The organism is Aminobacter sp. HY435 (assembly GCF_027568395.1).
Classification (GTDB): domain Bacteria; phylum Pseudomonadota; class Alphaproteobacteria; order Rhizobiales; family Rhizobiaceae; genus Aminobacter.
The window spans coordinates 344193-358570 of record NZ_JANKZL010000005.1; the positions used below are offsets into that span (position 1 = coordinate 344193).

Consider the following 14378-nt stretch of genomic DNA (forward strand, 5'->3'; position numbering starts at 1 on the left):
AATGGCTGAAATTACCGCGACTGGTGGCCTGTCCACCGACCCTTCGCTCCGCCGCCGTCTGGCCGAGTTCTGGTACTATTTCTCCGAGAACCGCGGTGCGGTCCTGGGTCTCATCGTCTTCGTGCTGCTGGTGATCGTTGCGCTGTTTGCGCCGCTGATCGCCCCGCACGCAGCTGACATGCAGTACCGCGATGCGGTGCTGCTGCCGCCCGCATGGGACGCCGGGGGCAACACGAGCTTCCTGCTCGGCACCGATCCTGTCGGCCGCGACCTGCTTTCGCGCCTGATCTACGGCGCACGCTACTCGCTGTTCATCGGCGTGGTCGTCACCACGGTGGCCGTTATCGGCGGTGTTCTGGTCGGCGTCATCGCCGGCTACTACCGCGGTTGGGTCGACACCGTGATCATGCGCGTCATGGACATCATCCTGGCGTTCCCGTCGCTGCTTCTGGCCCTGGTGCTGGTGGCGGTGCTTGGACCTGGCCTCACCAATGCGATGATCGCCATCGCGCTTGTCATGCAGCCGCACTTCGTGCGCCTGACCCGTGCTGCGGTGATGACAGAAAAGACCCGCGACTATGTCACGGCGGTGAAAGTCGCCGGCGCCAGTCCGTTTCGCCTGATGTTCAAGACCATCCTGCCGAATTGCATGGCGCCGCTGATCGTTCAGGCGACGCTGTCGTTCTCCAACGCCATCCTCGACGCGGCCGCTCTCGGCTTCCTCGGCATGGGCGCCCAGCCGCCGACGCCGGAATGGGGCACCATGCTTGCCGAGTCGCGCGAGTTCATCCTGCGCGCCTGGTGGGTCGTGACCTTCCCCGGTCTTGCCATCCTGATCACCGTGCTTGCCATCAACCTCATGGGTGACGGCCTGCGCGATGCGCTCGATCCCAAGCTGAAGAGGTCGTGACGATGGCCCTGCTCGAAATAGAAAACCTCGTCGTCGAGTTCGAAACCTCAACCGGCCCGTTCCGCGCGGTCGATGGGGTTTCGATCAAGGTCGACAAAAGCGAAGTGCTGGCCATCGTCGGCGAAAGCGGTTCCGGCAAGTCGGTCTCGATGCTCGCCTGCATGGGGCTGCTGCCCTGGACGGCGAAGGTCACGGCCGACAAGATGCTGTTCGACGGTCGCGACCTGCTGAAGCTCAGCGACAGCGAACGCCGCAAGATCATTGGCAAAGAGATCTCGATGATCTTCCAGGAGCCGGTGGCCAGCCTCAATCCGTGCTTCACCGTCGGCTTCCAGCTCGAGGAAGTCCTGCGCGTGCATATGGGCATGGACCGCACGCAGCGGCGTGCCCGCGCCATCGAGCTGCTGACGCTGGTCGGCATCCCCGAGCCGGAAGAGCGCCTGCGCTCCTACCCGCACCAGATGTCGGGCGGCCAGTGCCAGCGCGTGATGATCGCCATCGCCATTGCCTGCAATCCCAAGCTTCTGATTGCCGACGAGCCGACGACTGCGCTCGACGTCACGATCCAGAAGCAGATCCTCGACCTGCTGGTCGGGCTGCAGGACAAGTACGGCATGGGCCTGATCATGATCACCCACAACATGGGTGTCGTGGCTGAAACCGCCGACCGTGTCGTGGTCCAGTACAAGGGCCGCAAGATGGAGGAAGCCGACGTGCTGTCGCTCTTTGAATCGCCGAAGAGCAACTACACGCGCGCGCTGCTGTCCGCCTTGCCGGACAACGCCACGGGCGACCGCCTGCCGACCGTCTCCGACATGATGTTTGAACCGGCACCATCAGGAGCCGCCGAATGACCAAGGTTCTCGAAGCCAAGAATATCGTCCGCGACTATCACGTGCCCGGCGGCATGTTCCGCCCGGCGCGTACGGTGCATGCCGTCAAGGGCGTCAGCTTCTCCGTCGATCGCGGCAAGACGCTGGCCATCGTCGGCGAAAGCGGCTGCGGCAAGTCGACCCTTGCCCGGATCGTCACCATGATCGACGCGGCGACCGCCGGTGACCTTTTGATCGACGGCAACAAGGTCGACATCGCCAAGGAAAAGCTGACATCCGAGATGCGCCGCAAGGTCCAGATCGTGTTCCAGAATCCCTACGGCTCGCTCAACCCGCGCCAGAAGATCGGCGACGTGCTGGCCGAGCCGCTGCTCATCAACACCGACGTTCCGGTCTCCGAGCGGCGCGACCGCGCCATGACGATGCTCAAGAAGGTCGGCCTGGAAGAAAAGCACTTCAATCGCTACCCGCACATGTTCTCGGGCGGCCAGCGCCAGCGCATCGCCATTGCGCGCGCGCTGATGCTCAACCCGAGCCTTCTGGTGCTCGACGAACCGGTTTCGGCGCTCGACCTTTCGGTGCAGGCACAGGTGCTCAACCTGCTCGCCGACCTGCAGGACGAGTTCCAGCTGACCTACGTCTTCATCAGCCACGATCTCAGCGTCGTGCGCTACATCGCCGACGATGTGATGGTGATGTATTTCGGCGAGGCGGTGGAATACGGCAGCCGCGACGAGGTGTTCTCCAACCCGCAGCACAGCTACACCAAGACGCTGTTTGCCGCGACGCCGCGCGCCGACGTCGAAAGCATCCGCGCTCGCATCGCCAGGAAGCAGGCAGCCGCGGCTTAAGACGCAGTCGAATCCGGACGCGTTTCGGATTTGTCTTTGTGGAACAGTCCATTGGGGCATGACGGCTCAGCTCGTCATGCCCCTTTTGAGTTCGCAGCGAGCACAATGTTTTGGGCCACGGGCCGTAAACGCCAATTTCGTCTCTCGCAAAACGTCTGTCGACGATCATAATCCTCCCATCATTTTGACTTTGGCCGGCGGGACGCGGGCAAGGAGGCTGATTATGGCGGGTTTCGAAATTTCGCGGCGCAAGGTGCTGGCCGGGTCGGCGTTCCTTCTGGCATCCACCGCGCTGCCGTCGTTCGGCTGGACGCAGGAGAAGAAGGGTGGCCGTCTGGTCGTCGCAGCCGATTCCGAGCCGCGCAACCTCAATCCGGCGATCGTCGCGTCCAATGGTGTCTTCTTCATTTCCAGCAAGGTGGTCGAGCCGCTGGCCGAAGCCTCATTCGACGGCAAGGACGGGCTTGCTCCGCGCCTTGCGACGTCGTGGGAGGGCTCGGATGACGGCCTATCGGTAACCTTCAAGCTGCGCGAAGGGGTGACTTGGCACGACGGCAAGCCGTTCACCTCGGCCGACGTCGCCTACTCGGCGCTCAGCGTCTGGAAGCCGCTACAGAATCTCGGCCGCGTCGTGTTCAAGGATCTGGAGGCCGTCGAGACGCCCGATGACCACACCGCGGTCTTCAAGTTCTCCAGGCCGACGCCGTTCCAGTTGATCCGCAACGCGCTGCCGGCACTGACTTCGGTGGTGCCCAAGCACATTTACGAAGGCACCGACATTGCCGCGAACCCGGCCAACAATGCGCCTGTCGGCACAGGGCCGTTCAAGTTCGCCGAACACAAGCCGGGTGAATATTACCGGCTCGAGCGCAACGACAACTACTGGGGCGAGGGCGAGCCGCAGCTTGACGAGATCATCTATCGCGTGCTGCCCGACCGGGCGGCGGCGGCCGGTGCGCTCGAGGCCGAGGAAATCCAGCTGGCCGCATTCTCCGCCGTTCCGCTGGCCGACCTCGACCGAATTTCCAAGGTTCCGGGCATCAAGGTCATTCCCGAGGGTTATGAGGCACTGACCTATCAGCTTGTGGTCGAGATCAACCATCGCCGCAAGGAACTGGCCGATGCCAAGGTGCGCCAGGCCATCGCTCATGCCATCGACAGGGACTTTGTCGTCAAGACGATTTTCCTCGGCTACGCCAAGCCGTCGACCGGGCCAGTGCCGCAAAACGACAAGCAGTTCTACACCGCCGATGTGGCGACCTACGCTTTCGACGTGGCCAAGGCCAACGCGCTGCTCGACGAAGCCGGCTATCCGCGCGGCGACAACGGCAAGCGCTTCAGCCTCAAGCTGCTGCCGGCACCCTATTTCAACGAGACCAGGCAGTTCGGCGACTACCTGCGCCAGGCGCTGGCCGAGGTCGGCATCGACGCCGAACTGGTCAACAACGATTCCGCCGCGCACCAAAAGGCCGTCTACACCGACCATGCCTTCGACCTGGCCGTCGCGCCGCCGGTGTTCCGTGGCGACCCGGCGATCTCGACGACCATCCTGGTCCAATCGGGCATCGCCGACGGTGTGCCGTTCTCCAACCAGGGCGGCTACAAGAACGCCGACCTCGACGCGCTGATCGCCAAGGCAGCCGAGACCATCGATCCGGCAGCGCGCATCGGACTCTACAAGGACTTCCAGAAAAAGGTCACGGAAGACCTGCCGCTGATCAACGTCGCGGAGTGGGGCTTCATCACGGTTGCTCGCGACAACGTCAAGAATGTCGCAAACAACCCGCGCTGGGCGGTTTCGAACTGGGCGGACACCTATGTCGAAACGTGACATCATCGCCCCACCCTGGACGATGATCAGTTCGTAAGAATGCTCCTGGAAATTGCAGTGCCTGAATGCGCCCCACCGCTGACCCCTCCCCACGCAAGCGGGGAGGGTAAGTCATGAACCGCGCCTTTCGCCTTCTCCGGCGCCGGCTGGTCGGCAGCGTTCCGGTATTGCTGGTCGTTGTCGTTGGCTCTTTTCTGTTGCTGGAGGCAGCCCCTGGCGACGCTGTCGACGCCTATGTCGTGTCGGTCGGCGGCGACGCCGGCATGATCGAGGCATTGCGCCAGAGCTGGGGACTCGACGCCTCGCCGATGACCCGGCTCGCCGCCTATCTCTGGGCGCTGCTGCATCTCGACCTCGGCCATTCGGTCGCCTTTTCGCGGCCGGTGCTCTCGGTCGTGCTGGAACGGCTGCCCAACACGCTTCTGCTGATGGGCTGCGCCACCGCACTGTCGTTCTTCCTCGGCTCCGCGCTCGGCATCGTCGCTGGCGCGCGTCCCGGCAGCTTCCGCGACCGCTTCCTGTCGATAGGGTCGCTGGCGCTCTACGCCATCCCAGGCTTCTGGCTGGCGCTGGTGCTGACCATCGTGTTTTCGGTGGAGCTGCGCTGGCTGCCCCTGTCGGGCATGGAAACCATCGCATCGGGCAAGACCGGGCCTGCCCGTGCGCTCGACATCGCCAGGCATCTGGTGCTGCCGGTGACGAGCCTCGGGCTGATCTACCTGGCGCTGTACCTGCGCATAATGCGGGCCGGCATGGCCGAGGTCTGGCGCATGGATTTTGCCCTTGCCGCACGCGCGCGCGGGATTTCGCGGCGGCGCATCGTGTGGCGGCATGTCGCCCGCAATGCGCTGTTGCCGCTCGTGACCATGCTCGGCCTGCAGTCGGCGGCGATGCTCGGCGGCAGTGTCGTCATTGAGAGCGTGTTCTCGATTCCCGGTTTGGGTCGGCTGGCGCAGGAGGCGGTGGGCGCGCGCGACACGCCGCTGCTGATCGGGATCATACTGGTCAGCGCCGTTCTGGTGGTCGCCATCAATCTGCTTGTCGACATCGCCTATGCCTCGCTTGATCCGCGCGTCGGCGCCAGCGAGGCCGGCGCATGAGGCTGGTTCGGCTGTTCCGGTCTCCCGAAGCCATCTCGGGCCTCGTCATTCTGGGGCTGCTCGGGGCGATGGCGCTGGCTGCGCCCTGGCTGTTTCCGCGCGACCCGCTGTCGATTGCCGGGCCGCCTTTGCTGCGGCCATTCCAGGATTGGGCGTTGCCGCTGGGCACGGACAGGCTGGGTCGCGACGTTGTGGCAGGCCTGTTTCATGGTGCCCGAACCTCGCTTGCTGTCGGTCTCGCGGCCGCGGCCGCCTCCATCCTCGTCGGCAGCGTGGTCGGCACAGCCGCCGGTTTTGCCGGAGGTTTCGTCGACGAAGTGCTGATGCGCATTACCGATGCCTTCCAGACGGTGCCGGGGTTCCTGTTGTCGCTCGCGCTGGTCAGCGTCATTGGCCCGTCGCTCGGCGTCGTTGTCGTTGCCATTGCACTCAGTTCGTGGACCGGGCCGGCGCGCATAGCCCGCGCCGAGGTGCTGTCGATCCGCGAGCGCGACTATGTCGCGAGTGCGCGCGTCATCGGCATGCATCCGGTGGAGATCGCGCTTCGCGAGGTGCTGCCCAATGCCCTGCCGCCGGTGCTGGCGTTGTCGTCGGTGATCGTCGCCGCCGCGATCCTCACGGAGGCCGCGCTGTCCTTCCTCGGCCTCGGCGACCCCAACCGCGTCACCTGGGGCGGCATGATATCAGAGGGCAGGGCGGTGCTGCGCTCGGCCCCGTTTCTGTCGATCATCCCCGGCATCGCCCTGGTGCTCGCCGTGCTCGGTGTCTACCTGGCGGGAGAAGGCGTCGTCGAAAGCTCGGCTGCGCGGGAGGGGCAGGCGTGAGGCCGTTGCTTTCAATACGCAGCCTTGGCGTCCACTACGTCAGCTACGGCAGCGAGGTCCATGCCCTTGGCGATGTGGACCTCGATCTGCAAGCCGGCGAACGACTTGCGATCATCGGCGAAAGCGGCTCGGGCAAGAGCACACTGGCCCGAGCCATTGCAGGCCTGCTCCCGCCCTCGGTGCGGCTCGACGGCAGCGTCGATTGGCCCGGATTGGGCCACCAGGCGCAGAACGGGCGCGACATCGGCTTCGTGTTCCAGGATCCGGCTTCCAGCCTCGACCCGGTCATGTCGGTCGGCGACCAGGTCGCCGAAGTCGCGCACGCCAATCTCGACATGGAGTGGCCGGCGGCGCGAAAGCTTGCCATCGAGTTGCTCGACCGTGTCAGGCTGCCGGAACCATCGGCGTTGGCAACGAGCTACCCGCACCAGCTTTCCGGCGGGCAAAAGCAGCGCGTGGCGATAGCCGCGGCGATTGCAGGGCGGCCGAAGCTGCTGATCGCCGACGAGGCGACGAGCGCGCTCGATACCATCGTCCAGGCCGAGATCGTCGCCCTGATCCGGCAACTGGTGGCCGACGATGGCATGGCGCTGCTGTTTGTCAGTCACGACATCGCGCTGGCGGTCAACCTCGCCGACCGCATCGCCGTGTTCCGGCACGGCCGCCTGGTCGAGGTGGCGGCGACGGACGAACTGATAAGTGCGCCGCAAAGCACTTATGCAAAAGCACTGCTTGCAGCACATCTCGGTCTCGATACGCGCCTGGAGGCCGAGCCATGAGCGCGCCGCTGCTTGAAGTCGAGGGCCTGACCAAGCGTTTCAGGCGTGGCGGCAGGGAGTTCGCCGCAGTCGATGGCGTGAGCTTTTCGATGGCGCAAGGCGAAACGCTGGCGCTGGTCGGGCCGTCGGGCTCCGGCAAGTCGACGGTGGGGCGTCTGCTGCTGCGGCTGACGGAGGCCGATGCCGGCAGCGTTCGCTTCGGCCGGGCCGATCTGCTGCAGCTTCGCGGTGCTGCGCTGCGCTCGGTGCGGACGAAATTGCAGATGGTGTTCCAGGACCCGCTCGCAGCCTTCAATCCGCGCGCCACCGTGGCGAGGCTGCTCGACGATCCTTTGCGCGTCAATGGCGTCGTCGCCAGGGGCCGACGTTCCATGGCCATCGCCGAGCTGCTCGAACGTGTCGGCCTGTCTTCGGCTCTCGCGAGCCGCGGGGTGCACGAAATTTCCGGCGGCCAGCGCCAGCGCGTCGCGATTGCCCGGGCGCTGGCGACCGGTCCGTCGCTGATTGTCCTCGACGAGGCGGTGGCGGCGCTCGACGTGCTGGTGCGCGCCGACATCTTGCGTTTGCTGCGCGACCTGCAGCGGCAAGAACGGATCAGCTACCTGTTCATCTCGCATGACCTGGGAGCCGTGCGCAGCATCGCGCACCGCATCGCAATCATGGACGCCGGCCACATCGTCGAACAGGGCGATACCGCGGCGGTGATCGCCAATCCGCAGTCGAAAACCGGCAAGGCGCTGGTCGCCGCAACGCCCGAACTGCCGCATGCCAGGGAGAATGTATCGTGACCGATCCTGCCGCGAGGGCCGACAAGCTTGCCGCCGAACTGGATGCGGCGTTTCGCAACCGCGCCGATCTCTATCGCCTCATGCTCGACGAATTGTCCGCCGAACTGGGCGACGACAAGGCTGAGGCGATACTGGTTCGGGCGATTGAAAAGCGCGGCCGCGAGGTGGCCGAAGTGGCGTTCGCGCGGTTCGGCCCCAACGACGCACGCGCCATTGGCGAAGCCTTCCTGGCCGTCAGCCCGGATGACGGGCGCATGTATCCCACCGACATCGAGCGCAGCGACAGCCACATCGCCTTCAAGGTGAAGCGCTGCCCGCTCAAGGATGCCTGGGTTGGCGCCGGCGTCGGCGACCAGAAGCTGGCCACGCTGTGCCGTATTGCCGGCGCGTTCGACCGCGGCCTGTTCGAGGCGACGGGCGTCCGCTTCGACAACATTACCTGGACGCCTGGCCACGGCTCGGGTTGTTGCCATATCTGCCTGACCGACCGGGACGCCTGATCTCGCGCGCCCCGTGCTGCCGCCAGGCTCCTGCAACCGCGATGGACTTGTGCCGGGCGCTTGTGCGACGATTCCGTACCGGCGTGAGTCGTGGTGCCGGCAACATGAGGCGAGGCGATGTACAAATTCGAGGTCTACAAGGACAAGGGCGGCGAGTTTCGCTTCCGTTTCCGTGCGTCCAACGGCGAGGTGATGTTCAGCTCTGAAGGTTATGCCGCCAAGGCGTCCGCGCTGAAGGCGATCGAATCGATCAAGAAAAACACCCCGGCAGCCGCAGTCGAGGACCAGACCACAGCCGTAGCCTGATGCTGAAGGGGCGCGTGCCGCCGGTTCGCGCCCGACGTCTTTGAAGCTGCGCAGCGTTGTCCGGAAACCTGTCGGGCTTGGTCCGCTGCGCGACAACCAGGAGAGGGTACATGGGTATCGAAAGCCTTATCATTTTCCTCATTGTCGGCGCTGTCGCCGGCTGGCTCGCCGGGCAGTTGGTCAAGGGCTACGGTTTCGGATTGATCGGCAACATCGTCGTCGGTATTGTCGGTGCGCTGATCGCCGGCTGGCTGTTCCCGACGATCGGCATCAACCTCGGCTCCGGCATGGTCTCGGCCATCATCAACGCCACCATCGGCGCAGTGATCCTGCTTGTCCTGCTCAGGGTGGTGAAGCAGAGTTGACGACGGCCTGAAATTCGTCGCCGGCAGGTCTTTCCAAAAAGTTTCCGTTGACGGAAACTTTCCATTGCGCTGGCTGGAATGCTCTAATAGTTTCCAAGCAAGGAAACTATTAGAGCAGGAACGTTATGTCGCTGACGCTGTACATTCACCCCCTGGCCTCGTTCTGCCACAAGGTGCTGATCGCGCTGTATGAGAACGAGGTGCCTTTCACGGCGATGACTATCGATCTTGCCGATCCTGGCTCGGCCTCTGTGCTGCTGGAGAAGTGGCCGGTCGGCAAGATACCTGTGCTGCATGACAGCGCGCGCGAGCGCACCGTCGCCGAAACATCCATCATCGTCGAATACCTCCAGCAACATTATCCCGGCCCGGTAGCGATGTTGCCGCAAGACGCCGACGCAGCGCTCGACGTGCGCCTGTGGGATCGCTTCTTCGACCTTTATGTCAGCGTGCCGATGCAAAAGATCGTGCTCGACCGCATCAGGCCCGAGGATGGCCGCGACCCCATCGGCGTGGCCGAGGCGCGCCGGTCGCTGGATACGGCCTACGCCATGATCGACGCCCAGCTTGCGCGTCGCCTGTGGGCAGCTGGCGACGACTTCACCATGGCCGATTGCGCTGCCGCGCCTGGGCTGTTCTTCGCCTCCATCGTGCACCCGTTTGCCGCAGGACAGCCAAATCTGGCAGGCTATCTCGAGCGACTGCTTGCGCGCCCCTCCATCCGTCGCACGCTCGACGAGGCGCGGCCTTATTTTGCGATGTTTCCCTATCGTGACGCCATGCCCGAGAGGTTTCTGAACGATGCGGCGTAACCTGTGATGAGCCAGTTCCAGACGATGGAGCCGCAACAGCTGGACCGCATCTTCATTGCGCTGTCCGATGCCGGCAGGCGCGGCATGGTGGAACGGCTGAGCCTCGGGCCGGCAACGGTCAAGCAACTGGCCGAACCGCACCAAATGGGATTGCCGTCGGCGCTGAAGCATTTGCGCGTGCTTGAGGATGGCGGCATCGTCGTGTCCAGCAAGGCCGGGCGAACCAGGACCTACACCATGCGGCCGGGCGCCCTGTCCGCCATCGACCAGTGGGTGCGCCAGCGCGAAGCCGCCCTGAACAGCGCGTTCGACAGGCTGGTTTCGGTCATCGCCGAGACGCCTGAAGAGGAGGACATCCGTTGAGCCTGGCCGAGCACAGAACCCTCGTCATCGAACGCCAGCTGGCCGCAAGCGCCAGGCATGCCTTCCGCTTCTGGTCGGACGCCGCACTGAAAGAGCGCTGGAACGCCTGTCATCCCGACTGGCGTGTCGTTGAAGACGCGTTCGACTTCCGCGTCGGTGGCGCCGAAACCAAGCGCTGGCTGACCTCCGACGGCTCCGAACAGACATTTGGTGCCCGGTATTTCGATATCGTCCCCGACCGCCGCATCATCTATGGCTTCGAGATGAGCTTTGGCGGCCAGCGCGTGTCGGTGTCGCTGGCGACCATCGAGCTTATCTCCGAGGGAGCGACGACCCGGATGAAATACACCGAGCAGCTGTCCTTTCTCGGCGGCTCGGACGCGCTGAGCCAGCGCCTGTCCGGCACGGAATGGGGCTTCGACAGGCTGGTCGAGGTGATCGCTGCCGACGGCGCCGTCAGGCACTGATCCGCTGCGAGGCGCTTGCCGACGGCGTGGACATGGACGGCGTGCTCTCCCTCGAAATCGATTCCGATTTCCGGGGGCATGCGCTAGCATTCCTCCAGAATTAGCAGACTGGAGGAGGATGCGATGCAAGAGCCCGACCGCTGGCGCAACATGGCGAGCGCGCCGAAAGACGGCAGCCGCATCCTGGTGACGGTTCGTCCCGTCGAACAGGGGCCAGCCGAAGTCGATGTCGCCTACTGGTCGCGGCCCGATCAATTCGGCATCGAAGGTTGGCGCGCGGCCGATTCCTATCCTGGCTGCATCATTGGCTACGCCGAACCCGAGCTGAAATGCTGGATGCCGCTGCCGCAGGCGAACCTCGGCAAGAACGCAGCCGCCATGCCCACGCCGTGGCAGGGTGACGAGATCGAGGTGGACGGATCCGGAATCTGATCCGTCCTGTCTGGCCTCTCGCAAATCCGGCAGGGACTCGGCAGAGACTCAACGCGGCTGGCCGAGGCCAGCCGCGTTGCCGGTTGAGCGGCTGCGCAGCCATATTGCAAAGCCAGCCATTGCGGACGCTATTGCCATGCTGCCGGCCAATGCGGCGGCGGCCGCGAACAGGCCGTCGTAGCCATGGCTTGTTGTCAGCGGCGTGCTGGCCAGCGGCGAGCAGAACTGTCCGATGAAGATCGAGGCGGTGAGCACGCCTCCGCCCAGTTCCCGGCGCGACGCTGGCGCCAGGTTGAGCGCAAGTCCCACGAAGCTCGGCGAAACCAGCGCGTAGCCCGCGCCGATCATTGCAGCCGCGGCAAGCAGGGGCAGCGTCTGGTCGGCGTAGCCCAGGGACGCGAAACCAACCGCCATCGCCGCGTAGCCGAGCAGGAAGATGCCGGCGTAGCCCGTCGCGCGCTGGATGCGGGGATAGGCGAGCGCCAGGACCCCGCCCGAGAGCATCAGCGTGCCGAGGACCGAACCCGTCATGATGGCGCTGTCATAGCCGCTTGCCTCGAGGAAGAACGATATCTGCGTCGGCATGATGAAGAAGATCATGTTGGTCAGCGCCTGCAGCAGAACCAGAAACGCCAGGGGCAAGATCCAGGACGCTCCAGCCGCGCCTGCCGGGTTGGCGGGCCGGGCGCGCACGCGCCGCGGTGGATCGACGATGATCTTCCATATCAAGGGCAGGAAGGCCGCGGCCAGCCCGTAGATGGCGAAGGGAAGGCGCGGCGACAGCGTCGCCATCCAGCCGGCCAGCGAGATGAACGCCAGTCCGCCGAAGTTGCGCGCCGAAATCTGCAGCCCGGTCAGGGCGTTTCGGTCGTCGCCGCTGAAATAATCGCCGATCAGGGCGGTTTGCGCCGTCATGATCAGCGCGACGGCGACGCCTAGGGCGAGCCGGCTTGCGAAAATTGCGGGCAGGTTCGGCAGGTATAGCCCGGCGCAGCCCGCAACGACGAACAGCATCACGCCGAAAGCAACAACAAACGTCGTCCGAACCGGTCGACCGCCAGCCCGGCCAAAGGCGCGCAGACGGCGACCGCGAGCGATGGCGCCGGCACCAGCAGGCGTGTCAACAGCGCTGTGTTCGGATCGTCGGCGAACAGGCGCTCAAGTCCCGGCAGCGCCGGGCTGATCGTCGCATTCGCCATCGTGGTGAGCGACGCAGCCAGCAGCAGCGCCACCGCGCGTCCATCCTGCCAGACTGGCCTTCGTGTTGTGTTTTGGGTCGTGTCCACGGCTTTTCCTCTTGCGCGAAGTGGCTGTTCGGAAGAGCCTACGAATTCAAGTCAACTTGAGGTCAATATGCAATTTCTGGATATCGGTGAAGTCGCCGCGCGCACGGGCGTCCCGCCATCGACCCTGCGCTATTACGAAGAGATCGGGCTGATTGCCGCGCTCGGCAGGCATGGTCTCAGGCGCCAGTTCGACAACGACGTCCTGCTGCGTCTGGCGCTGATCGGCCTTGGCAAGGCGGCCGGCTTCTCGCTGACCGACATCGCGGGCATGTTCGGACGCGACGGCAGGCCGGACATTCCCCGCCAGCTGCTGCACGCCAGGGCCGACGAGTTGGAACGGCAGATGCGCGATCTGCGCCTGCTTCGCGACGCACTGCGCCATGTTGCCGATTGTCCGGCGCCGTCGCATCTGGAATGCGCAAGTTTCCGCCAGCTGCTGAAGTCGGCGACGCACGGCAGCGTGGCCGCGCGCAGCCGCACCGCGACCGGGCTCAAGCGACCGAGTCGAGGCTGACAGGCGTGAATGGGTGCGCTGCTGAGGAGGACTGGTGCCGCTTGCGTGACTCGAACACGCGACCCCATCATTACGAATGATGTGCTCTACCAACTGAGCTAAAGCGGCCTCCGGGTTTCGCGACCCAAGGGTCACGAGACATGAGTGCCTGATAGCTTCATTGCGCAGCGATTTCAAGACGCCTTTGACGTGTTTTATCAGGCTACGAACAACTGGGTAAATGCCGGCGTGCGGTTTGCATGTCGGTGCGATGGATCGGCCGGCCGCGCGATAGCGAGGCGCGGCGATGCGCCCCGTCATGCGCTCAAGCGGATCAGGCGAGGCGGGCCTTTGCCGCTGCATACTCGCTGGCCAGGCGCTCGACCAGTTCGGCCGCCGGCACCACCTTGCCGACGGCGCCGATGCCCTGGCCGCAGCCCCAGATGTCCTTCCAGGCCTTGTATTTGTTGTCGCCGTCGAAATCCATGTGGCTCGGATCGGAGACGGCGAGGTTGTCGGGGTCCATGCCGGCGGCGCGGACCGAGCCCTTCAGGTAGTTGCCGTGGATGCCGGTGAAGAGGTTGGAATAGACAATGTCGGCTGCCTTGGACTCGACGATCATCTGCTTGTAGGCGTCGGCCGCGCGGGCTTCTTCGGTGGCGATGAAGGGCGAGCCGATATAGGCGAGATCGGCGCCCATGGCCTGTGCCGCGAGCACCGCGCCGCCATTGGCGATGGCGCCTGACAGCAGCAGCGGTCCGTCGAACCACTGGCGGATTTCCTGGATCAGCGCGAATGGCGACAGCGTGCCGGCATGGCCGCCGGCGCCGGCGGCCACCGCGATCAGCCCGTCGGCGCCCATCTTGATCGCCTTGCGCGCGTGGCGGTCGTGGATGATGTCGTGCAAGACGATGCCGCCATAGGAGTGCACGGCCTGGTTGACCTCCTCGACCGCGCCGAGCGACGAGATAACGATCGGCACCTTGTACTTCACGCACAGGCGCAAATCGTGCTCGAGGCGTGTGTTCGAGCGGTGGACGATCTGGTTGACGGCGAAGGGTGCCGCCGGCTGGCCAGGATTGGCGGCGTCGTGAGCGGCGAGTTCTTCGGTGACCTGAGCCAGCCATTCGTCGAGCTGCGCCTCGGGGCGGGCGTTCAGCGCCGGGAACGAGCCGACGATGCCGGCCTTGCATTGCGCCAGCACCAGCGGCGGGTGCGAGATGATGAACAGCGGCGCGCCGACAACGGGAATGCGCAGGTTCTTTTTCAGGACATCAGGCAGCGCCACGCTATTCTCCCACGAATTTTGACGTTTCCGTAAACGTCATATCTATACCAGATGCCGCCTCGACGGCAATGCAGGCTGATCGCGGCGATTCGCCGGCTCCATGGCAAAGATGCGGTCCTCATCGACGCTATTGTATCGGCTTTGGCGACA

General features: G+C 64.7%; 19 protein-coding genes and 1 tRNA gene. 16 read left to right on the plus strand and 4 right to left on the minus strand.

All coding sequences use genetic code 11. The features are described 5' to 3' along the window. Nucleotide 1: 1 nt before the first annotated feature. The 15 genes from PCJ21_RS08895 to PCJ21_RS08965 all read left to right on the plus strand — a co-directional run bounded on the left by PCJ21_RS08895 (nucleotide 2) and on the right by PCJ21_RS08965 (nucleotide 11161). Nucleotides 2-910 (plus strand): ABC transporter permease subunit, encoded by a 909-nt coding sequence (locus PCJ21_RS08895; RefSeq protein ID WP_269931028.1) that lies wholly within the window; start codon nucleotides 2-4, stop codon nucleotides 908-910. Nucleotides 911-912: 2 nt separating this feature from the next. Further along, nucleotides 913-1764 carry an ABC transporter ATP-binding protein gene (locus tag PCJ21_RS08900; RefSeq protein ID WP_269931029.1) on the plus strand — a complete coding sequence of 284 codons (852 nt, stop codon included), beginning with the start codon at nucleotides 913-915 and terminating at the stop codon, nucleotides 1762-1764. Next, nucleotides 1761-2594 (plus strand): dipeptide ABC transporter ATP-binding protein, encoded by an 834-nt coding sequence (locus PCJ21_RS08905; protein ID WP_269931030.1) that lies wholly within the window; start codon nucleotides 1761-1763, stop codon nucleotides 2592-2594. The genes PCJ21_RS08900 and PCJ21_RS08905 overlap by 4 nt, the downstream gene beginning before the upstream one ends. Before the next feature lie 223 nt (nucleotides 2595-2817). Further along, on the plus strand, nucleotides 2818-4425 hold the full coding sequence (locus PCJ21_RS08910) for an ABC transporter substrate-binding protein (protein WP_269931031.1): 1608 nt from the start codon (nucleotides 2818-2820) through the stop codon (nucleotides 4423-4425). A gap of 113 nt (nucleotides 4426-4538) precedes the next feature. Continuing rightward, nucleotides 4539-5525 (plus strand): ABC transporter permease, encoded by a 987-nt coding sequence (locus PCJ21_RS08915; protein WP_269931032.1) that lies wholly within the window; start codon nucleotides 4539-4541, stop codon nucleotides 5523-5525. Then, on the plus strand, nucleotides 5522-6349 hold the full coding sequence (locus PCJ21_RS08920) for an ABC transporter permease (RefSeq protein WP_269931033.1): 828 nt from the start codon (nucleotides 5522-5524) through the stop codon (nucleotides 6347-6349). The genes PCJ21_RS08915 and PCJ21_RS08920 overlap by 4 nt, the downstream gene beginning before the upstream one ends. Continuing rightward, nucleotides 6346-7128 (plus strand): ABC transporter ATP-binding protein, encoded by a 783-nt coding sequence (locus PCJ21_RS08925; protein WP_269931034.1) that lies wholly within the window; start codon nucleotides 6346-6348, stop codon nucleotides 7126-7128. The genes PCJ21_RS08920 and PCJ21_RS08925 overlap by 4 nt, the downstream gene beginning before the upstream one ends. Then, the gene (locus PCJ21_RS08930; RefSeq protein ID WP_269931035.1) at nucleotides 7125-7916 is read left to right on the plus strand and encodes an ATP-binding cassette domain-containing protein; all 792 of its coding nucleotides are present in this window, start codon (nucleotides 7125-7127) and stop codon (nucleotides 7914-7916) included. Before PCJ21_RS08925 ends, PCJ21_RS08930 begins: the two co-directional genes overlap by 4 nt. Continuing rightward, nucleotides 7913-8416, plus strand: a complete 504-nt coding sequence (locus tag PCJ21_RS08935; protein WP_269931036.1) for an L-2-amino-thiazoline-4-carboxylic acid hydrolase — start codon at nucleotides 7913-7915, stop codon at nucleotides 8414-8416. The genes PCJ21_RS08930 and PCJ21_RS08935 overlap by 4 nt, the downstream gene beginning before the upstream one ends. A 117-nt stretch (nucleotides 8417-8533) precedes the next feature. Further along, entirely contained in the window at nucleotides 8534-8722 is a 189-nt protein-coding gene (locus tag PCJ21_RS08940) for a YegP family protein (protein ID WP_269931037.1), read from the plus strand. Between the two features lie 110 nt (nucleotides 8723-8832). Next, nucleotides 8833-9087 (plus strand): GlsB/YeaQ/YmgE family stress response membrane protein, encoded by a 255-nt coding sequence (locus tag PCJ21_RS08945; protein ID WP_269931038.1) that lies wholly within the window; start codon nucleotides 8833-8835, stop codon nucleotides 9085-9087. Between the two features lie 125 nt (nucleotides 9088-9212). After that, nucleotides 9213-9899, plus strand: a complete 687-nt coding sequence (locus tag PCJ21_RS08950) for a glutathione S-transferase family protein (protein WP_269931039.1) — start codon at nucleotides 9213-9215, stop codon at nucleotides 9897-9899. A 6-nt stretch (nucleotides 9900-9905) separates the two neighbouring features. Then, nucleotides 9906-10262 carry an ArsR/SmtB family transcription factor gene (locus PCJ21_RS08955; protein WP_269931040.1) on the plus strand — a complete coding sequence of 119 codons (357 nt, stop codon included), beginning with the start codon at nucleotides 9906-9908 and terminating at the stop codon, nucleotides 10260-10262. Next, a complete protein-coding gene (locus PCJ21_RS08960; protein ID WP_269931041.1) occupies nucleotides 10259-10729 on the plus strand; it encodes an SRPBCC family protein in 471 nt (156 codons plus the stop codon). Before PCJ21_RS08955 ends, PCJ21_RS08960 begins: the two co-directional genes overlap by 4 nt. A gap of 123 nt (nucleotides 10730-10852) precedes the next feature. Beyond that, nucleotides 10853-11161, plus strand: a complete 309-nt coding sequence (locus PCJ21_RS08965; RefSeq protein ID WP_269931042.1) for a hypothetical protein — start codon at nucleotides 10853-10855, stop codon at nucleotides 11159-11161. Nucleotides 11162-11209: 48 nt separating this feature from the next. On the opposite strand, the gene PCJ21_RS08970 is transcribed toward PCJ21_RS08965, so the two are convergent. Next, nucleotides 11210-12175 carry an MFS transporter gene (locus tag PCJ21_RS08970; RefSeq protein ID WP_269931043.1) on the minus strand — a complete coding sequence of 322 codons (966 nt, stop codon included), beginning with the start codon at nucleotides 12173-12175 and terminating at the stop codon, nucleotides 11210-11212. After that, nucleotides 12175-12393, minus strand: a complete 219-nt coding sequence (locus PCJ21_RS08975; protein ID WP_269931044.1) for a hypothetical protein — start codon at nucleotides 12391-12393, stop codon at nucleotides 12175-12177. The genes PCJ21_RS08970 and PCJ21_RS08975 overlap by 1 nt, the downstream gene beginning before the upstream one ends. 121 nt (nucleotides 12394-12514) lie before the next feature. On the opposite strand from PCJ21_RS08975, the gene PCJ21_RS08980 reads away from it, so the two are divergent. Continuing rightward, nucleotides 12515-12961, plus strand: coding sequence for a helix-turn-helix domain-containing protein (locus PCJ21_RS08980; protein WP_269931045.1), 447 nt, complete (start codon nucleotides 12515-12517; stop codon nucleotides 12959-12961). Nucleotides 12962-12993: 32 nt separating this feature from the next. Here PCJ21_RS08980 and PCJ21_RS08985 read toward each other — a convergent pair. Together PCJ21_RS08985 and PCJ21_RS08990 are read right to left on the minus strand one after the other, a co-directional pair. After that, a tRNA-Thr gene (locus tag PCJ21_RS08985) sits at nucleotides 12994-13069 on the minus strand. Between the two features lie 205 nt (nucleotides 13070-13274). After that, nucleotides 13275-14228 (minus strand): NAD(P)H-dependent flavin oxidoreductase, encoded by a 954-nt coding sequence (locus tag PCJ21_RS08990; protein ID WP_269931046.1) that lies wholly within the window; start codon nucleotides 14226-14228, stop codon nucleotides 13275-13277. Nucleotides 14229-14378: the final 150 nt, after the last annotated feature.